Origin of the sequence: Mycobacterium sp. 852002-53434_SCH5985345, assembly GCF_001667155.1 — a bacterium.
Classification (GTDB): Bacteria; Actinomycetota; Actinomycetes; order Mycobacteriales; family Mycobacteriaceae; genus Mycobacterium.
Genome location: NZ_LZIE01000090.1, coordinates 211,801 through 230,699, shown reverse-complemented (window position 1 = coordinate 230,699; position 18,899 = coordinate 211,801). Strand labels below are relative to the sequence as shown.

General features: G+C 67.2%; 21 protein-coding genes. 14 read left to right on the top strand and 7 right to left on the bottom strand.

Annotated elements, in window-relative coordinates; all coding sequences use genetic code 11:
* Positions 1-53 precede the first annotated feature (53 nt).
* Positions 54-800, bottom strand: coding sequence for an enoyl-CoA hydratase/isomerase family protein (locus tag A5756_RS22695; RefSeq protein ID WP_066957678.1), 747 nt, complete (start codon positions 798-800; stop codon positions 54-56).
* A 111-nt stretch (positions 801-911) separates the two neighbouring features.
* Between A5756_RS22695 and A5756_RS22690 the strand changes: the two genes are divergently transcribed.
* The 3 genes from A5756_RS22690 to A5756_RS22680 all read left to right on the top strand — a co-directional run bounded on the left by A5756_RS22690 (position 912) and on the right by A5756_RS22680 (position 4,046).
* A complete protein-coding gene (locus A5756_RS22690; protein WP_066957676.1) occupies positions 912-1,334 on the top strand; it encodes a lipoprotein LpqH in 423 nt (140 codons plus the stop codon).
* 85 nt (positions 1,335-1,419) lie between these two features.
* Complete coding sequence (locus tag A5756_RS22685; protein ID WP_066957674.1) at positions 1,420-2,610, top strand: amidohydrolase family protein; 1,191 nt, start codon at positions 1,420-1,422, stop codon at positions 2,608-2,610.
* Complete coding sequence (locus tag A5756_RS22680) at positions 2,607-4,046, top strand: FadD3 family acyl-CoA ligase (protein WP_255360757.1); 1,440 nt, start codon at positions 2,607-2,609, stop codon at positions 4,044-4,046. Before A5756_RS22685 ends, A5756_RS22680 begins: the two co-directional genes overlap by 4 nt.
* A 34-nt stretch (positions 4,047-4,080) precedes the next feature.
* On the opposite strand, the gene A5756_RS22675 is transcribed toward A5756_RS22680, so the two are convergent.
* The 4 genes from A5756_RS22675 to A5756_RS22660 form a co-directional block, all read right to left on the bottom strand.
* The gene (locus A5756_RS22675; RefSeq protein ID WP_066957672.1) at positions 4,081-5,097 is read right to left on the bottom strand and encodes an NAD(P)-dependent alcohol dehydrogenase; all 1,017 of its coding nucleotides are present in this window, start codon (positions 5,095-5,097) and stop codon (positions 4,081-4,083) included.
* Positions 5,098-5,126: 29 nt separating this feature from the next.
* On the bottom strand, positions 5,127-6,263 hold the full coding sequence (locus A5756_RS22670; protein ID WP_156659763.1) for a 12-oxophytodienoate reductase: 1,137 nt from the start codon (positions 6,261-6,263) through the stop codon (positions 5,127-5,129).
* A gap of 60 nt (positions 6,264-6,323) precedes the next feature.
* On the bottom strand, positions 6,324-7,283 hold the full coding sequence (locus A5756_RS22665; RefSeq protein WP_066957671.1) for an NADP-dependent oxidoreductase: 960 nt from the start codon (positions 7,281-7,283) through the stop codon (positions 6,324-6,326).
* 165 nt (positions 7,284-7,448) lie between these two features.
* Positions 7,449-8,042: a TetR/AcrR family transcriptional regulator gene (locus A5756_RS22660; RefSeq protein ID WP_066957669.1), complete on the bottom strand. Its 594-nt coding sequence runs from the start codon at positions 8,040-8,042 to the stop codon at positions 7,449-7,451.
* A 128-nt stretch (positions 8,043-8,170) separates the two neighbouring features.
* Here A5756_RS22660 and A5756_RS22655 point away from each other — a divergent pair, with 128 nt between their 5' ends.
* The 6 genes from A5756_RS22655 to A5756_RS25670 are packed head-to-tail and all read left to right on the top strand — an operon-like array spanning position 8,171 to position 11,975.
* Positions 8,171-8,740 (top strand): carboxymuconolactone decarboxylase family protein, encoded by a 570-nt coding sequence (locus A5756_RS22655; RefSeq protein ID WP_066957666.1) that lies wholly within the window; start codon positions 8,171-8,173, stop codon positions 8,738-8,740.
* The gene (locus A5756_RS22650; protein WP_066957664.1) at positions 8,737-9,336 is read left to right on the top strand and encodes a carboxymuconolactone decarboxylase family protein; all 600 of its coding nucleotides are present in this window, start codon (positions 8,737-8,739) and stop codon (positions 9,334-9,336) included. Before A5756_RS22655 ends, A5756_RS22650 begins: the two co-directional genes overlap by 4 nt.
* 15 nt (positions 9,337-9,351) lie before the next feature.
* Complete coding sequence (locus A5756_RS22645; protein WP_066957662.1) at positions 9,352-10,359, top strand: hypothetical protein; 1,008 nt, start codon at positions 9,352-9,354, stop codon at positions 10,357-10,359.
* Complete coding sequence (locus tag A5756_RS22640; protein ID WP_066957661.1) at positions 10,356-11,123, top strand: alpha/beta fold hydrolase; 768 nt, start codon at positions 10,356-10,358, stop codon at positions 11,121-11,123. The genes A5756_RS22645 and A5756_RS22640 overlap by 4 nt, the downstream gene beginning before the upstream one ends.
* An 18-nt stretch (positions 11,124-11,141) precedes the next feature.
* On the top strand, positions 11,142-11,768 hold the full coding sequence (locus A5756_RS22635; RefSeq protein ID WP_197505491.1) for a fatty-acid--CoA ligase: 627 nt from the start codon (positions 11,142-11,144) through the stop codon (positions 11,766-11,768).
* 12 nt (positions 11,769-11,780) lie between these two features.
* Positions 11,781-11,975: a bacterioferritin-associated ferredoxin gene (locus A5756_RS25670; RefSeq protein WP_067791454.1), complete on the top strand. Its 195-nt coding sequence runs from the start codon at positions 11,781-11,783 to the stop codon at positions 11,973-11,975.
* A 10-nt stretch (positions 11,976-11,985) separates the two neighbouring features.
* Here the strand turns inward: A5756_RS25670 and A5756_RS22630 are convergent, their stop codons facing one another.
* Positions 11,986-13,671, bottom strand: a complete 1,686-nt coding sequence (locus A5756_RS22630; RefSeq protein ID WP_066957828.1) for an alpha-keto acid decarboxylase family protein — start codon at positions 13,669-13,671, stop codon at positions 11,986-11,988.
* Between the two features lie 64 nt (positions 13,672-13,735).
* On the opposite strand from A5756_RS22630, the gene A5756_RS22625 reads away from it, so the two are divergent.
* Genes A5756_RS22625 through A5756_RS22610 form a run of 4 tightly spaced genes read left to right on the top strand, consistent with a single transcriptional unit; the run spans position 13,736 to position 16,284 of the window.
* A complete protein-coding gene (locus A5756_RS22625) occupies positions 13,736-14,179 on the top strand; it encodes an SRPBCC family protein (protein WP_066957657.1) in 444 nt (147 codons plus the stop codon).
* A 5-nt stretch (positions 14,180-14,184) separates the two neighbouring features.
* Positions 14,185-15,264: a CaiB/BaiF CoA-transferase family protein gene (locus A5756_RS22620; RefSeq protein WP_082960073.1), complete on the top strand. Its 1,080-nt coding sequence runs from the start codon at positions 14,185-14,187 to the stop codon at positions 15,262-15,264.
* A 57-nt stretch (positions 15,265-15,321) separates the two neighbouring features.
* On the top strand, positions 15,322-15,777 hold the full coding sequence (locus A5756_RS22615; protein WP_082948249.1) for an SRPBCC family protein: 456 nt from the start codon (positions 15,322-15,324) through the stop codon (positions 15,775-15,777).
* Between the two features lie 57 nt (positions 15,778-15,834).
* Positions 15,835-16,284, top strand: coding sequence for an SRPBCC family protein (locus A5756_RS22610; RefSeq protein ID WP_066957654.1), 450 nt, complete (start codon positions 15,835-15,837; stop codon positions 16,282-16,284).
* An 8-nt stretch (positions 16,285-16,292) separates the two neighbouring features.
* On the opposite strand, the gene A5756_RS22605 is transcribed toward A5756_RS22610, so the two are convergent.
* The gene (locus A5756_RS22605; RefSeq protein ID WP_066957652.1) at positions 16,293-17,459 is read right to left on the bottom strand and encodes a pyridoxal phosphate-dependent aminotransferase; all 1,167 of its coding nucleotides are present in this window, start codon (positions 17,457-17,459) and stop codon (positions 16,293-16,295) included.
* Between the two features lie 226 nt (positions 17,460-17,685).
* Between A5756_RS22605 and A5756_RS22600 the strand changes: the two genes are divergently transcribed.
* A complete protein-coding gene (locus A5756_RS22600; RefSeq protein WP_066957650.1) occupies positions 17,686-18,897 on the top strand; it encodes an acetyl-CoA C-acetyltransferase in 1,212 nt (403 codons plus the stop codon).
* Positions 18,898-18,899: the final 2 nt, after the last annotated feature.

Here is an 18,899-nt window from a genome sequence, read left to right as displayed (position 1 = left end):
ACCCGCCAGCACCGCCGACAAACTCACTGCGCCCACACTCAACCGTCTGACCGTCATTTCGCTCCTCCGGCTGCCCGTCGCGCACTCGTGGTGCGGTTCATCACCCGCTCTGCGGCCCGCCAGTGTGCGTCGGCGACCCACAGCCGTGCGAAGGATGCTATCGCTTCGTCCGCCGAAACTCCGCTGATCACGCGCTTTATCTCGGTCGCCGGGTGGCGAGCCAGCGACCTCGCGATGGATTGCCATCCCTCGTCGAACGACTCGCGGGGGAACACCCGGTCCACCAGGCCGATTCGCTCGGCCTCGTCCGCGGTGAGGGCGGTACCGGTGCCGGCCAACAACAGCGCCCGGCTCTTTCCGACGAGCTCGGCCAGCCGCTCGGCGCCGCCCCAGGCCGGCATGATCTCGAGTTCCACCTGGTTGAAGGCGATCTTGACGTCGTCGGCTGCCAGCCGGATGTCGGCGGCGACCGCGACCTCGGCGCCACCGCCGAAGGCGTGGCCGTTCAGCGCGGCGATCACCGGGGCGGGGAAGCTGGCCAGTTGGTCGCAAATCGCGCGCATCCGCTTGGCCATCGCCGCGGCATCCTCTTCGGTCCGCAGCGCGCGCAGCTCCTTGAGGTCACCGCCGGATACGAAAGCCCGATCTCCCGCCCCCTTGATCACCAGGGTCTTGGCGCCCGCCGCGGCGTCCAACGCCTTCTCCAGCTGCTGCATGGTGTCCAGCGCGATGGCATTGCGCGCGTGCGGCCGATCGATCGTCAGCACCGCCAACCCGTCGTCGATCTCCAGGTCCACCATGCGTTATTGCTCCTAGGACGAGAACAGACGATATTGGCATTCTCTCGGTGCGAGAATAACATCGTCGCCGCAGGCCGAAGAGCTATCGTCAGCGAAGACAGGGGCGCCCACATGCGGGATCGAATTGCGGCAGTGCTCGCGGCGTCACTCGCGGTCAGCATGCTCGGCGCATGCACCCCGCGGCCGCCGACTCAAATCTCCAGCACTGCTTCCGTGACCGTCAACGGGATCGACACGAAGTTCAACGTCGTCAAATGCAGTCAGAGGGAATGGACCCGGACGATCGACATCGGCGGCGACTTCGCCGGAGCTAATGTCATCGTCGACGAGCGGGCCGAACCGGTTTCCGCCGAGTCGGTCCGCATCCGCAATCTGGGCAACTTCACCGGCATGTACTCGCGCGGGGGGGAGGGGGATGTGGACATGAGTTCGAGCGGCGGCAGGTTCACCATCACCGGCACCGCACACGGCTCCAAGGCCGACAAACCCAACGAACCCACCACGGCCACGTTCAAAATCGTCATCGCTTGCTGATCCGCCCCTTTGGCGAACCAGGGGGTACGTTGCGGTTCGACGCCTGCAGAGAATACAATTCTCAAAAATCGCGAAGGAGGATTCCATGGGTCAGTTGTCGCACAAGGTGGACGTCCCGTTCCCCATCTTTGATGCGGATAACCATCTCTACGAGCCGCCGGAAGCGCTGACGAAGTTCTTGCCCAAGGAGTACAAGGACTTCGTCCAGTACGTGCAGGTCAACGGGCGGACCAAGATCGCGATCCGCGGCCAAATCAGCAACTACATTCCCAACCCGACCTTCGAGGTTGTCGCCCGGCCGGGCGCTTGGGAGGAGTACTTCAAATTCGGCAACCCGGACGGCAAGACCAAGCGCGAGTTGTTCGGTGAGCCGATGCGCGCGATCCCGGCGTTCTTCGAGCCCGGCCCGCGCCTGGAGAAGATGAACGAGCTGGGCTTGGACCGCACCCTGATGTTCCCGACGCTGGCCAGCCTCCTCGAGGAGCGGCTGTCGGACGACCCCGTTGCCATCCACGTTCTGGTGCATGCGCTCAACGAGTGGCTCGACGAGGTCTGGGGCTTCAACTACCAGAACCGCATCTTTACCACCCCGGTCATCACCCTGCCGATCGTCGAGAAGGCGATCGAGGAGCTGGAGTGGGCGGTCAAGCGAGGCGCGCGTTGCATCCTGGTCCGCCCGGCTCCGGTCCCCGGCTTCCGCGGTCCCCGGTCGTTCGCGCTGCCCGAGTTCGACCCGTTCTGGGAGCGGGTCGTCGAGCACGACGTGCTGGTCGGCATGCACTCCAGCGACAGTGGCTACTCCCGGTACACCTCGGAGTGGGATGGTGCCAACGCAGAGATGCTGCCGTTCCAGACGAATGCGATGGGCATCCTCAACGAGTGGCGGCCGATTCAGGACTCGGTGGGGTCGTGGGTTATCCACGGTGCGCTCTACCGCCACCCGAAGCTGAAGGTTGCCATCGTCGAGGCCGGTTCGAAGTGGATGACCCCACTGCTTGACGGCCTGGCCGAGGTCTTCCGGAAGGCCCCGGAGGCGTTCCCCAGCGACCCCGTCGAGATGGTCAAGAGCCGCATCCACGTCAGCCCGTTCTTCGAGGACGGCATCGACGATCTGGTCAAACTCGTCGGTGTGGATCAGGTGCTGTACGGCTCGGACTGGCCGCACCCCGAGGGGTTGGCGGAGCCGACCTATTACATCGAGGCGCTGTCGCACCTGCCCGCCGACGACCAAGCAAAGATCATGGGCGGCAACCTCGCCCGGCTTGTCACGGTGTGACAGGCACGCAACTGTGGGAGACCATCCCCGAGATGGTCTTGAGCGCGGCGGACCGGTTCGGCGACGCGGAAGCGGTGGTCGACGGTCCGCTGCGCCTCACATTCACCGAAGTTGTCGAGCGGATCCGTTGCGCCGCAGGCGCCTTCGCTGACCTCGGCGTCGAGAGGGGCGATCGAGTCGCCCTCTGGGCGCCCAACTCCGCGGAGTGGATCGTCGCGGCGTTCGGTCTGCTCACCGCCGGCGGCGTGCTGGTACCCGTCAACACGCGGTTCAAGACCGACGAAGCCGGCGACATCATCGCGCGCAGTGGGGCGAAGGCCGTCCTGGCGCGCAAGGGATTCCTGGGCCAGGACTACACCGCCCCCGCGGGGATACCGGTGATCGACCTGGCATCCGACTTCCTGTCCAGCGGTTCACCATTCGAGCGGGCGGTAAGCGGCAGCGACATCTCCGACATCATCTTCACCTCCGGGACGACCGGCCGCCCGAAGGGCGCGATGATGAACCACGGTCAGACGCTGCGTATGTACGAGGAGTGGGCGACGCTGGCGGACCTGCGCCGCGGTGACCGCTACCTGCAGATCAACCCGTATTTCCACACGTTCGGCCTGAAGGCCGGGCTCATCACGTCGTTCCTGCGCGGCGCGACGATGCTGCCGCTCGCGGTCTTCGACATCGACACCGTCGTCGATCTGGTTGAGCGCGAACGCATTACGATGCTGCCCGGCCCGCCGACGCTCTACCACTCCTTGCTGACGGTCCCCGACAAGTCCAGGCTTGCCACGTTGCGCGCCGGCGTGACCGGCGCCGCCGACATCCCCGTCGAGCTGGTCCGGCGCATCCATGACGAGCTGCCGTTCCAGACGCTGATGACCGGATACGGGCTGACCGAGGCCGGCAACGTGACCCTCTCGCGGCCCGGTGACTCCTTCGAGGATGTCGCGACCACGGCGGGCCTGCCATGCGAGGGCGTCGAGGTCCGCATCGCCGATGACGGCGAAGTGCTGGTCCGCGGCTACGGCGTCATGCAGGGCTACCTGGACGATCCGGCGGCTACCGCCGAGGCGATCGACGCCGAGGGCTGGCTGCACACCGGGGACTTGGGCAACATCGACGACACGGGCCGGCTGCGCGTCATCGGACGCAAGAAGGACATGTACATAGTCGGCGGCTTCAACGCTTACCCGGCCGAGATCGAGGGCTTCCTGCTGAACCACCCGGCCGTCGCCCAGGCCGCCGTCATCGGGGTGCCCGACGGGCGGCTGGGACAGGTCGGCAAGGCCTTCGTTGTCGCGAAAGGCCCTCTTAGCGCTGAGGAATTGATGGACTGGTGCCGCGAACGCATGGCGGGCTTCAAGGTCCCTCGGTCGGTGGAGTTCCTCGAGGCCCTGCCGCTCAACGCCACCGGGAAGGTGGTCAAAGGCCTCCTGCGTTGAGACGGAGTCCGCCAGCGTGCCTTTTGGCGTGTCCTCAGCTCACCCGGATGACCAATTTGCCGACGTGCTTGCCATCGCGCAGTCGCTCGAACGCCGATTTAGCCTGTCCGAAGTCGACAACATCGTCGATGACCGGTGTCAGTCCCGTCGTGGCCACGGCGCGGACGAGATCTTGTAAGTCGGCGCGGTCGCCGACGGTGATGCTGCGCGTGGTCGCGCCACTGCCCTTCAGCAGAAAATAGTCAACGCCGGGGTTGTCATCGCTGAGGAAACCGATCAGGGTGACCTCTCCGCTGACTGCGACCGCCCGCAACGACTGCTCGATGGTGGCCGGCCCGCCGACTTCGACGACACGGTCCACACCGCGTCCTTCGGTGACGTCACGGACCTGTTCACCCCAGTTCGGGTTGCTGCGGTAATTGATCACTTCCGCGGCGCCGAGCGCCCGCAGTGTCTCGGCCTTTCGCGCGCTCGAGGTGGTCGCGATGACCCGGGCGCCCGACACCTTGGCCAACTGCAACGCGAAGACCGACACCCCGCCCGAACCAAGGGTCAGCACCGTCTGGCCCGCCCGCACCGGCGTGGGTCCGCCGAGCGCGTTCCACGCCGTGACCCCGGCGCAGGGCAGCGTCGCCGCCTGTTCGTCGGGAATTGCCGCGGGGATGCCGACGACCGCTTCCCGCGACACCACCTTGTATTCGGTGAGCCATCCGTCCTGCCCGCTGCCGTAGCTGTCGGAGTTGGCGGTGGCCGGCATCGGGCCGCCGAACCACCTGGGGTGGAAGGCGCTGACGACCCGGTCACCCGGGCGGTAGTCGTCGACGCCCTCACCCACCTCGACGACTTCGGCGGCGGCGTCGCTGCAGGGCACCAGACCATGCCGGGCGTCGCGCACGTAACGACGCAGGGGGATGGCGATGTCCCGGTAGTTCAGCGAGACAGCCGTGACGCGCAGCAGCAGCTCGCCCCGCTGCGGCGACGGGACGGGTTCGTCGCGTAGCGCCAACCCGTCGAGTCCTCCGGCGGCGCCATCGAACCGGTACACGTGCATCGTCGAATACCTCTCTGCCGGTTACGGTGTCAACAAAGTGTGAGTTTGTGTCGGCCCTCGTCGTAGGGGATCAGCGCGTCGTTGTGTCCGGCGCGGATCTTGTTGACGAAGTCGAGGTTGGCCAGGGCGGCCCGGCCGATCGCGGCGATGTCGAACTCGCCGCGATCGAATTGGTCGACGAGTTTCTCCAGCGAGGCGATGTCGGCGTGTCCATCGGGCGTGTTACCTTGCCCTTCAATGGTTTTGGTAAGACCGATTGAGCCCACGACGATGGTGGGCCGTCCGGTGAGCTTCTTGGTCCATCCCGCCAGACTCAATTCGCCGTCTATGCCGCTACGTTCGGGGAAGGCCGGTTGGTAGTGACGGCGGGTGGACGGATGGAAGATATCGACACCGGCTTCGGCGAGCGGGTGCAGGAGCGTCTCCAATTCGTGCGGGGTCTCGACGAGTCTCGCGTCATACAGGTCGGCTTTCCATTGGGAGAACCGGAAGCTGATCGGCGTCTGCGGCCCCAGCTCCGCGCGCAGGGCCGTCACCAGTTCGGAGGCAAACCGTGTCCTGTCGGGCAACGGGCCCCCGTAGAGGTCGACGCGCCGGTTGGTGCGATCCCACAAGAACAGGTCCGGTAGGTATCCATGGGCCCCGTGCACTTCGATACCGTCGAAACCCGCCCACTGCGCATCGCGGGCGGCTCGCACGTAGTTGCCGATGATTCTTTCGATGTCGTTGACAGACAGTGCTTTCCCGACCGGCTCACAGTAGAGGTCGATCCCGGACGGACTGACGGTCGGGACATCGGGAAACCTCTCAGGGTTGGGCCCGCGGTATACCCCGGCGTGCAGCAGTTGCGAGAAGATCGCCGCACCTTCGTCGTGGACGCCGTCGACCACGGTCTTCCAGGCCGCTTTCGCCTCGTCGCGGAAGTAGCTCGCCATGTCGAAGTCCAGCGCGGTGCTCGGATCGGGGATCAGTGTCGCCTCGGTGATCAACAGGCCCATGCCGCCGGCGGCGCGCCGACGGAAATACCCCGGATACTCCGCCGTGGGCACACCGTCAGGCGTTGCGTATCTGGTCATCGGCGCGAGCGCGAACCGGTTGGGCAACCGCACCGATCGCACCGTCAGCGGGGTGAGCAAGCCGGTGATGTCGACCATATCGTCTGCCATCGGAATTCCTTCCTGAGATCGTCAGCGGCAATGTGCCGTCGCCACCGCAAGCGGCGCGAGTCACCAGGTGAGCACCAGGCGCCCGCGGAGTCCGCCGGCTTCCAGTCGCCGATGCGCGTCGGCGGCCCGCTCGGCGGGCAGGGTGTCGGCGACGCGCAGGGTCAAGGCACCGGCCTCCACGAGATCTCGCAGAGTGCTGAGCACATCGGTGCGCGTGGTGTGTTCGGTCACGGACACCACGTGCCAGCTGATGGACCGTTCACCGGCGCCAACGTGCTGGCGGGCCGAGGTGACTGCGCCCCCGTCCCGGATCGCGGGCACGATGGCGTCGGTGTACAACGCCGCATCGACGACACCGTCCACCCCCGGGGGTACCCACTCGCGGATGCGCTCGGCCAGTCCGTCACCGCGGCGTACGACGACGTCTGCCCCCAATTGTTTGACGAGTTCGTCGTCGGTCTCGGCGGCGTCGGCAACCACCCGCAGCCCTTGATGTTTCGCCAGTTCTACCGCGTAGCCCCCCAGGGCTCCGGCGGCCCCGGTCACCGCGACGGTGCCGCCGGCGGGAACGGCCAGCGCTTCGAGCATCGCGTACGCGGTCACGGCATTCATCAGAAGAGTGGACGCCGCAACGGTTGTGGCGTCGCTCGGCGCCCGCACCACCGACCTGGAATCGGTCACGACGTATTCGGCATACGCGCCGACCTTGCCCATCGGGCTCAGCGTGAGTCCGACGACTCGCTCGCCAATGCCGATCGGACCACCGTCGGGGGCCTCGTCGAGAACACCGCAGAAGTCCCAGCCCGTCACGTACGGTGGATCGGGATAGCGGCCTCCCGGGAGAGTATCTGGCGGATAGTTGCGTTTCATCCATCCCGACCGTGCCGCCGTGTCGGCGGGATTGACCGCCGCCGCATGCACGCGTACCCGGACCTGCCCGGGCCCGGCATGGGGCTCCGGTAACTGCAAGGCCCGCAGTACTTCTGGGCCACCGAAATCGGTGTAACCGATTGCTTTCATACCCACCCCCAACCACATCTGTGTGGCCGATATTCCGGCATTTCTGGAGTATTCGCGGTACCTTTACATCTAATTCATGTGGGGGAGAAGCGCATTGGTGCATCTATCACTCGCCCATCGCGTAGAGCGATAGGCGTCTTTCGAAAGCTGTTCTGGTGGAGATGCTTACGCTGGAGCCGGTGACCGCTCGGGGACATTGAGCACCTTCTCGATGGCGGCGGGAACGTTCTCGACAGCCTCGGGGCCGCCTAGGGCCAACCGCATGAGATAGCCCGGCAGCACGCACAGCAGCAAGTCGGCGACGGCGGTCGGGTCGATTCGGACACCGGACTGAGGCGGCGCATCGGTGCTCAGCTTGGCGAGCGCGGTGCCGATGGCCTCGCGCAGATGCGCGGCCAGCGTCGCGTTGCGCAGGGCTTCCGACCACACCAGCACGGCGATGGCGGCGAAGCCGTCCTCGCCGTGACGGCGGGTGACGAAGTCGAGCACGGTCGCGATGGCCGCCTGCGGGGTGGCGCCATCGTCGATGGCTTGTCCGATGACGGCGACGACCCGCTCGAGGTTGTCGGCGGCGATCGCCTCGATGACAGCGTCCTTGCTGGGGAAGTAGCGGTACACCGCACCGGAGGACATTCCCGCCTCCTCGACCAGGTCGTGCATCGAGGCGGCGTGGAACCCGTTACGGATGAAGCAACGCCGCGCGGCCGCCAGGATGTGCGCGCGCCGCTCCGCGCGGTATTCGGGCGTGACTTTCGGCATACGGCTCAGCGTAGCACAAAAAAGCATGAACGTTCGCGTTTGACATCGTCCGACTCAGGGCACACCATAAAAGTGAATGTTCGTTCGCGTTATCCGACCCCTCGACCAGCAGCGGAGGTGACGGGCAGATGAGTGAGGCAAGCGACTTCGGGACGTTCGGCCGGTTCGTGGAGACACCGGTCGACCAGATGGACCCGGCCATGAAACAGGCCTACGAGTTCACCCGCGTGCTGCGCGGGCTCGTTCCGGGCCCCCACAAGATCTGGCTGGCCAACCCGGCGTTGTCCACGACGATCGCGCCGACCGGCGCCTATTTTCAGCGGCACTCCACGTTGAGCAAAGCCGAGATCGAGATCGCCACCCTCGTGGTCACCGCGCAGTGGCGCAGCGCGTACGCCACCTATGAGCACGAGATCATCGCCGAGCGCGCCGGCCGCCTCGACCCCCGGCGGGTCGAAGCGCTCATCGCGGGATCGCCGGCATCGTTCGACGACCCGCGAGAGCAGGTGGTCTACGAGTTGGCGTCCGCATTGGTCGCGCCACGGGTGGTGCCGACGGGTTTGTACCGGCGCGCCAGGGACCTCTTGGGCGACGCGGGCATCGTCGACGTGGCGGTGCTGCTGGGCTGGTTCACCATGGTGTGCCTGACGCTGGCCGCCTTCGACGTGCCGGCCAATGCCGAGGGGCTGGAGCAGTGAGCGGCCCCGCACATGGTCTGGGCGGCCGCCTCGACCTGGCCGACCGGGCCGCTCTCGACGACACCGCGCGGGAGTTGTTCGACGACATCACGGCCAACGCGCTGGCATGGGCGCGGCGCTGCGGATTCGCGGCGGCCACCGCAGACGGGCGCCTGATCGGGCCTTTCAATCCCAGCCTGCTCAACCCGGGGCTGTCCGCGGCATTCCTGAAACTGCAAGCGGCCGAACAGCAATGCACGTCGCTGGACCAGCGCACTCGGCAGGTGGTGCTCCTCACCGTCGGTTCGGTGTGGCGCGCCCCCTACGAGCTGTACGCCCACTCCGCGGTGGCCCGCCACGTGGGATTGTCGGAGTCGGTGATCGCCGAACTGGTCGCCGGCACCGAACCCGAGGCGCTCACCGACGACCAACGCGCCGCCCATCGCCTGGCCCGGGCGCTGTCCACCGATCATCACGTCGACGACGCGCTGTATGACGAAGCGAGGCAACGGTTCGGCGCCGCAGGGGTTTTCGACATCACCGTGCTGACCGGGATCTATCACACCGTCTGCGGCATTCTCAACGCCTTCGCAATTCCCGCTCCGGACGACCACTGACCATCGAGGATCACCATGCCGCTCCCACCGCTGCCCACCGTGACGCTCACCCCCGTGGCCCACTTCCCCCAAAAGTACTTCCTGGAGAACCTCGCCGTGCGCGCCGACGGCTCGCTGCTGATCACCGCCGTCCTACAGCGCGAACTGTGGTGGGTGCCGCCACCCCGGCCCGGCGCACTCGTCGACCCGGTTCTGCTGCACACCTTCGATTGCCCGGTCACGGGGATCGTCGAGGTCGCGCCCGACGTCTTCGTCGTCAACCTGACGCTGGCCTACACCACCGGGGAATCACACCTGGCCAGAATCGATCTCACCGACTGGGCGCCCGGACGACCCATGACGCCAGAGCTCATCTACACCTTCGACGAGCGAGCCCGCGGACTCAACGGCAGCTGCCTGCTCGCGCCGGGGGTGCTGGCGGTCGCCGACTGCTTCGCCGGCCTGATCTGGCGAGTCGACCTCGACCAGGATGCGCGGCAAGCCTCCGCGCAGGTCTGGCTGGCCCACGACACGATGGCCTTCGATCCCGACAGCGAGGTGCCGCCGCCCCCGCAACCGGGGGTCAACGGCGTACGTTACGGCCCACGCACCGGCTACCTGTACTACACCTCGACCGCGCAGAAGGTGTTCATGCGCGTCCCGGTCGACCCGTCGACGCTAAGCCCGGCTGGTTCAGCGGAATTCGTCGCCGCGATCGACAACGCCGACGACTTCTGCCTCGACGAACGCGCCGGGTTCGCATACGTCACCAGGCACCGCGCCAACACTCTCGACCGGGTGCCGTTGCAGCTGCGGCACGGCAGCGAGGTCCGCCACATCGCCGGTGACCCGTTCGACGACATCCTGGTCGGGCCGTCGAGCGCCGCCTGGGGCCGGGCGGACGGGGAGCGCGGCCGAATCGCCTACGTGACCACCGACGGCGGCACCACGGCCCCTCCCGACGGAGTGGTCCGGCGCGCCGCCGTGCTTCGCGTCGAATTGGACTACGCTGCAACGGCCCCGACGGGCGGCCCGGACGCATGACCCGGCACGTCGTCACTACCGCGCAGGCGTCGATCGACACCGTCGTCGACGGACACGGACCCGCCGTCGTCGTCATCCCGTCCTATGGACGCGACGCCGGTGGCGACTTCGACGCGTTGACCGCCGCGCTCGTCGCCGCGGGATACCGGGTGCTGCGTCCGCAGCCGCGCGGGGTCGCCGGCTCCTCCGGGCCGATGAGCGATGTCACCTTCGCCGACATGGCTGGTGATATCGCCGGGGTGATCGACGACTTGGCCGACGGGCCCGCGGTGATCCTCGGGCACGCCTTCGGCAACTTCGTCGCCCGCGTCACCGCCGTGCACCATCCCGACAAGGTGGAGGCGGTGATTCTGGCCGCTGCAGCCGGGAAAACCGTGGATCCACAGATTAATTCAGCCCCGATGCGCGCCGGTGACCTCAGCCTTCCCGACGCGGCCCGGCTGGACGCGCTGCGGACCGCCTTCTTCGCGCCCGGCCACGACGCCTCGATATGGCTGACCGGCTGGTACCCCGAAACCCTTGCAATGCAAGTGGCCTGCGTACACCACACCGATGTCACGCACTACTGGGACGCGGGGAACGCGCCGGTGTTCGAGATCATCGCCGCCCTCGACCCGTTTCACCACCGCGCCGAATGGGGCGACCTGCGCGCCCGCAATGGCGACCGCGTCAGCACCACCGTCATCGACGACGCCAGCCACGCCCTGTTCCCCGAACAGCCCGGCGCCGTTGGCGCCGCGATCATCGAGTACCTTCGTCGTTGAATCCGGTGTGAGGCGGCGGTGATGACGAACGACATTCATTCGATGGTGATCGCGTCGGACTACCGCGTCCCGGACCCCAGCCGGGTATGGCCGCTGCTCGAGCGCAGAAAGGCGGCCCTGTCCGACATCGGCGCCCACCACGTCCTGGTCTACACCTCGACGCATGACTACGGCCGCGTGCTGGTGATGATCGGAGTCCACAGCCGCGAGCCGATCGTGGAGCTGCTGCGCTCGCGGGTCTTCTTCGACTGGTTCGACGCGGCCGGCGTCGACGACATTCCGGCGGTCTTCGCCGGCGAGATCGTCGACAGGTTCGTCCCGGCGCCCACCGCGACGCCCGAGGCGCCAGGCGTCGTGGTCGCCACCATCGCGTCCGTCCACGACGTGTCGGCCCTTACCGCCGAAGTCGCCTCGGCCACCGACAGATTCGTCGCGGCCGGCATCCGCAAGACATGGATATTCCAGGCCTTCGATGATGAGCACGAGGTGCTGATCATGTCGGAGCTGCCCGACGAAGAGAGCGCGCGGCGATGGATCGAGCATCCCGACGCCGCGGCCGAGTGGATGTCCGGCGCCGGAATGGGGCCCTACCCACCGATATTCGTCGGCCGATTCACCAACATGATGCGCATCGAGGCGGACTGAGCGGCCAACGCGATGTTCGTGTGCCTGTGCAACGGAGTCACCAGCCAAGCGGTGACCGAGGCGGTCGAAGCCGGGGCCTGCACCACCAAGGATGTCGCCCAGGCTTGCGGAGCAGGCGCCGACTGCGGGCGTTGCCGGCGAACCGTCCAGGCGATGCTGCGCTCGTCCGACCCGGCCGGCGGACCCACTCGCTCTGGGCCCGGATGACACGGCGCCCCTAGCGGCGAACGCTGCCGTCCGGCGATGTCGGCTGGACGAGTTCGACGAGCAGCGGCGGGATTTCGAGCCGCGGCAGGACCACCTCGACAAGCACCATGCTGTCGCGGTGCTGCGCGGCCGCGGTCAAGGCGTCATCGAGCTCGCCGTAGGTCCGCACCCGGAACGCCAGGTGATCGGCCACCCCCAGCGCGTTGGGAATGTCCGTCCACTTCCAATTCACGATGTCGTTGTAGGGCGCCGTCTCTCCGTGGATCGCTCGTTCGACGGTGTAGCCGTCGTTGTTGACAACCACGATCACCGGAGACAGCCCCTCCCTCGAGAAGGTGCCGAGCTCTTGGACGGTGAGTTGGGCGGCGCCGTCGCCGATCAGCAGCACGGTCCGGCGGTCCGGATGTGCGACCCCGGCGCCCAGTGCGGCGGGCAGCGTGTAACCGATTGAGCCCCAAAGGGGTTGGCCGATGAATGTGACGCCCTGGGGCAAGCGGTGGTCGGCCATGCCGTAGAAGGACGTGCCCTGGTCGGCGAGGACCACGTTGCCCGGTGTGAGGGCAGTGCAGAGGCGGTCCCACAGCATCTCTTGCGTCAGCGGTTGATCGCGCGGCGGGGGCGGGGGCAGATCGCCGGCGGGTGGCGCCGCCACCGGCCGCGACGTGATCGGGCGCCTGGTCAGGATGGTCGACAGCGCCTCCAGCGCGGCGCCCATCTCCAGCGGCGCGAAGACCTCGCCGGCCACACTGCTTTGGTACTGCCCGACATCGATGGTCCGCGCCGGGTCGATCCGCTGGCTGAAGAAGCCGCTGACCATGTCGGTGAATACCACGCCGGCGGTCACCAGCACCGGTGCCTCCTCGATCGCGGCGCGCACCGCCGGGACGCTGGCCGAACCGGCGTAGATCCCCAGGTAATTGGGCGAGCTTTCGTCCAGCAGGCTCTTCCCCCACATCAGCGTGGCGTAGGGAACCACGTCGGCCGTCAGCAGCGCCTCGAGTTCCTTGACCACCTGCAACCGGTGCACCAGCAAGTCGGCCAGCACGGTCAGCTGGTTGTCGGCGATGAGCTCGGACGCGGCCTCGGCGAACAGGGACAGCGCGCGCGGGCTGGTGCCACCGGCGTAGCGGGGCAGCGGATCACCGGGCGGCTCGGTGGGGAAGCGGGCCACGTCGGTGGACAGCAGGATGTATCCGGGGCGCTTCTGCTCGCGCACCTCCGAGAGCACCCGGTCGATCTCCCGGCGGGCGTTCGCGGGCATGAGGTTGGCCTGGGCACAGGTGATCTCGCGGCTGACCCGGAAGAAGTGCTCGAAGTCGCCGTCACCGAGCGAGTGGTGCAGCGCGCGCCGGGTGCCCTGCGCGTCTTTGGACGGTCCGCCGACGATGTGCACCACGGGCACCTGTTCGGCATAGCTGCCCGCGATGGCGTTGGCCGCCGAAAGTTCACCGACGCCGAAAGTCGTTACCACGGCTGACATTCCGCGTAGCCGGCCGTACCCGTCGGCGGCGTAGCCGGCGTTCAGCTCGTTGGCGTTGCCCACCCACCGGATCCTGCGGTGGGCGACGATGTGGTCGAGGAATTCCAGGTTGTAGTCGCCGGGAACGCCGAAGATCTCGGTGACGCCGAGTTCGGCGAGGCGGTCCAACAGGTAGTCGCCGACGGTGTAGACGGGCTCAGTCGCTGCCTCAGGCACAAGCACGACGGTACCTCGGTCGAATCCGTTCCGGGCGGGACGCCGTTTCAGTATCGTGCGGGCCATGGCACTCAAGGAATCCCGCGACATCGTCATCGAAGCCAGTCCGGAGGAGATTCTGGACGTCATCGCCGATTTCGAGGCGATGCCCGAATGGTCCGAACCCCATCAGAGTGCGGAGGTCCTCTCGACCGGCGACGACGGGCGGCCCAGCCAAGTGAAGATGAAGGTGAAGGTCGCCGGGATCACCGACGAGCAGGTGGTGGCCTACACCTGGTCGGACGACGCGGTGAGCTGGACGCTGGTGAGCTCCTCACAGCAGAAGGCGCAAGACGGCAAGTACACCCTGATACCGCAGGGCGACGCGACCCTGGTCAAGTTCGAGCTCCTTGCGGACCCGAATGTGCCACTGCCCGGCTTCGTCCTGAAACGCGCCGTGAAGGGCACCATCGATTCGGCGACCAAGGCGCTGCGCGAGCGGGTGCTCAAGGTCAAGAAGGGCAACTAACCGCGGTGGGCGACGGCGGTCCCCTCGCCGGGGTGAAGGTGATCGAGCTCGGCGGGATCGGCCCGGGGCCGCACGCCGGGATGATGCTCGCCGACCTGGGCGCCGACGTGGTGCGCGTGCGGCGCCCGGGCGGCCTGACAATGCCGCCCGAGGACCGCGATCTGCTGCATCGCGGGAAGCGAATCGTCGACCTGGACGTCAAGGCGCACCCGCAGGCGCTGCTGGATCTCGCCGCCAAAGCCGACGTACTGCTGGACTGTTTCCGTCCGGGCACCTGCGAGCGACTCGGCATCGGTCCCGACGAATGCGCGGCGGTCAATCCGCGACTGATCTTCGCGCGGATCACCGGCTGGGGGCAGGACGGGCCGCTGGCCCAGACGGCGGGGCACGACATCAATTACCTCTCGCGGACCGGCGCGCTGTCGGCTCTGGGCTACGCTGACCGGCCCCCGATGCCGCCGCTGAATCTGGTAGCCGACTTCGGTGGCGGTTCGATGCTGGTGCTGCTCGGCATCGCGGTCGCCCTCTACGAGCGTGAACGTTCGGGTCAGGGGCAGGTCATCGACGCGGCGATGGTGGACGGCGTCAGCCTGCTCGCCCAGATGATGTGGACGATGAAGTCGACCGGGGCGCTGCGTGACCGGCGCGAGTCGTTCCTGCTCGACGGCGGTGCCCCGTTCTATCGCTGCTACGAGACCTCCGACGGCAAATACCTGGCCGTCGGCGCCATCGAGCCGCAATTTTTCGCGGCGCTGCTGACCGGCCTCGGCCTGTCGCCCGACCAGGTGCCCGGCCAGCTCGACATCGGGTCCTACCCGCAGATGTACGAGGTCTTCGCGAAACGGTTCGGCAGCCGGACCCGTGACGAGTGGACGACCATCTTCGCCGGCACCGATGCGTGCGTCACTGCGGTGTTGACGTGGAGCGAGGCGGCGGCCGACGAACACTTGCGGGCGCGGTCCACGGTGATCACCGACCACGGCGTCGACCAGGCCGCGCCCGGTCCACGCTTCTCGCGCACCCCGGCCGCACCGGTGGGTCGGCCACCGGCGGCCACCACGCCGCTCGCCGAAATCGACTGGTAGCCAGCCTGTTACGCCGAACCATTCCGCACCGGGGCCGGCATTGCTAGGTTGAGCGCAGTGGCCGTAAAAGCATCACGGGAATTTGTCGTCGACGCGCCGCCAGAAGTGGTCATGGAGGCGCTGATCGATGTCGGCGTGCTGGCATCGTGGTCACCGCTCCACAAACACATCGAAGTAATCGACCGTTATCCCGACGGTCGGCCCCACCATGTGAAAACCACGATCAAGATTCTCGGGCTCGTCGACAAGGAGATCCTGGAATATCACTGGGGTCCCGATTGGGTCGTCTATGACGCCAAAGGGACTTCCCAGCAGCACGGTCAGCACGTCGAGTACAACCTCAAACCCGAAGGTCTCGACAAGACCCGCGTGCGCTTCGACGTGACGGTCGAGCCCGGCCGGCCGATGCCCGCCTTCATCGTCCGGCGGGCCAGCGAAAGCGTTCTTGACTCATCGGTAAAGGGCTTGTGCGAATTGGTAAAGCACTTCAAAGGTTCGACGGAGCCGGAATAGTCAGCGGCTCGCGCTTTTGCCTTCGTCTGCGGCTGAGCGGTTGCTAACTTATTAGTAGTGGCCGTTCAAGCGTCGTCGGAAATCGTCATTGACGCGCCTCCGGAAGTGATCATGGAGGCGCTGGCCGACATGGACGCCGTGCCCTCATGGTCGTCGGTGCACAAGCGGGTGGAAGTCGTCGACAAGCACCCCGACGGCCGACCGCACCACGTGAAGGTCACCATCGCGGTCACCGGCATCCACGACACGGAACTGCTCGAATACCACTGGGGGCCGGACTGGATGGTGTGGGACGCGCAGAAGACTGCCCAGCAACGTGGCCAGCACGGGGAGTACACCCTGACCAGGGAGGGCTACGACAAGACCAGGGTGCGGTTCGCCATCACCGTCGAACCATTTGCGCCGCTGCCCGAGTTCTGGGTCAACCGGGCCCGCAAGAAGATCCTCGATTCCGCGCTGGAGGGGCTGCGCAAGCGCGTGGTCGGGGGCCTCGGCTCGGCCGGGTAGCCGGCCCGTCACCGCAAGGCAGCCAGCCGCCTGATCGCCTCGTCAAGGGTGTCTTCGCGTTTGCAGAAGGTGAACCGCACCAAGTGATTCCACACGTCGGGATGCGAGCCCGCCGGATCGCAGAAAGGCGACAGCGGAATGGCTGCCACCCCGACCTTTTCCGGCAGCGCCGCGCAGAACGCGGTGCTGTCGTCGTAGCCCAGGGGGCGGGGGTCGGCGCACAGGAAGTAGGTGCCGGCGCTGTCGTGCACCTCGAAGCCGATCTCGGACAGCCCGGCGGCCAGCCGATCGCGACGGGCCTGCAAAGAGCTGCAGAGCGCGGCCACCCACGCGTCCTCGGTGTTGAGCGCGAGAGCCACCGCGGGCTGGAACGGCGCGCCGCCGACGTAGCTCAGGTACTGCTTGGCCGCACGTACCCCGGCGATGAGTTCTGCTGGGCCGCAAGCCCATCCGATTTTCCAGCCGGTGCAGTTGAACATCTTGGCCGCGCTGGAGATGGTGATCGTCCGCTCGGCCATGCCGTCGAAGCCGGCCAGCGGCAGATGCCGGTGGTCCCCGAACACCAGGTGCTCGTAGACCTCGTCGGTGATCACCAAGAGGTCGGCGGCGACGGCGACCTCGGCGATGGCTGCCAGCTCGGCCGCGCTGAGCACCGTGCCGGTCGGGTTGTGCGGGGAGTTGACGATCAGCGCACGGGTCCGTGGCGTCACCGCCCGGCGCAGGGCCTCGACGTCCAAGGCAAAGCCACGACCATGGGGCACCAGGGGCACGGCCACCCGGTGCGCGCCGGCCATCGCCAGCACCGGCGAGTAGGAGTCGTAGAACGGCTCGATCAGCAGGACCTCCGAGCCGGGCTCGATCAGGCCCAGCACCGCGGACGCGATGGCCTCGGTGGCCCCGACCGTCACCAGCACTTCGGTGTCGGGGTCGTATTCGATGCCGAAATGCCGCTGCCGCTGGGCGGCGATGGCGCGCCGCAGCGGTGCGACGCCGATGCCGGGCGGGTACTGGTTTTTTCCCTCGGCGATGGCGTCTTGGGCGGCCTTCAACATGGCCGCGGGCCCGTCCTCGTCGGGGAAACCCTGGCCGAGGTTGACCGCGCCGACCCGAGCGGCCAGCGCCGACATCTCGGCGAACACCGTCGTCGCGTACGGACGCAGTCGCGACACCGTCATGCTGGTCGAGCTTAGGGGGCTTCGGTGCTCGAATGTCACGCCAGTGTGGCGCTCGCCGTCCAGCGTCACGCCAGCGTGTCCCCCGCAAGCGGGGGTTCCCCAGCTCGGCTCACTGACCAGCGGTGATCGGCCCAACCAACAGGTTGGCCGGGCACTTTGTTAGGGTGCGGTATCTGGACCTACCTTTAATACGGATCCGAAACCCACTTGCGAAGAGGAACTCGACATGTCCGAAGAAGCCTTCATCTATGAGGCCATCCGCACGCCGCGCGGCAAGCAAAAAAACGGTTCGCTGAACGAGGTCAAGCCGGTGAACCTGGTCGTCGGGCTGGTCGACGAGCTGCGCCGGCGCAACCCCGACCTCGACGAGAACCTGATCAGCGACCTGATCCTGGGCGTCGTGTCCCCGGTCGGTGACCAGGGCGGCGACATCGCCCGGACCGCGGCGCTGGTGGCCGGCCTGCCCGAGACCACCGGTGGGGTGCAGCTCAACCGGTTCTGCGCCTCGGGGCTGGAAGCTGTCAACACCGCCGCGCAAAAGGTGCGCTCCGGCTGGGACGACCTGGTGCTGGCCGGCGGTGTCGAGTCGATGAGCCGCGTCCCGATGGGCTCCGACGGCGGCGCCTGGGCACTCGACCCGGAGACCAACTACCGGATCGGCTTCGTGCCGCAGGGCATCGGCGCCGACCTGATCGCCACCATCGAGGGCTTCTCCCGCGACGACGTCGACGCCTACGCGCTGCGCTCGCAGCAGAAGGCCGCCGAGGCCTGGTCGGGCGGCTACTTCGCCAAGTCGGTCGTGCCGGTGCGCGACCAGAACGGTCTGGTCATCCTCGACCACGACGAGCACATGCGGCCCGACACCACAATGGAGGGCCTGGCCAAGCTGAAGACCGCGTTCGACGGCATCGGCGAAATGGGCGGCTTCGACGACGTGGCGCTGCAGAAGTACCACTACGTCGAGAAGATCAACCACGTCCACACCGGGGGCAACAGCTCCGGCATCGTCGACGGCGCCGCGCTGGTGCTGGTCGGCTCGGAGGCTGCCGGCAAGTCCCAGGGCCTGACCCCACTTGCGCGCATCGTCGCCACCGCGACCAGTGGTTCCGACCCGGTCATCATGCTGACCGGCCCGACCCCGGCCACCCAGAAGGTCCTCGACCGCGCGGGACTGACCGTCGACGACATCGACCTGTTCGAACTGAACGAGGCGTTCGCCTCGGTGGTGCTGAAGTTCCAGAAGGACCTCAACATTCCCGACGAGAAGCTGAACGTCAATGGTGGTGCCATCGCGATGGGCCACCCGCTGGGCGCCACCGGCGCCATGATCACCGGCACCATGGTCGACGAGCTCGAGCGCCGCAACGCGCGTCGCGCGCTGATCACGCTGTGCATCGGCGGCGGCATGGGCGTCGCCACCATCATCGAGAGGGTTTAAGA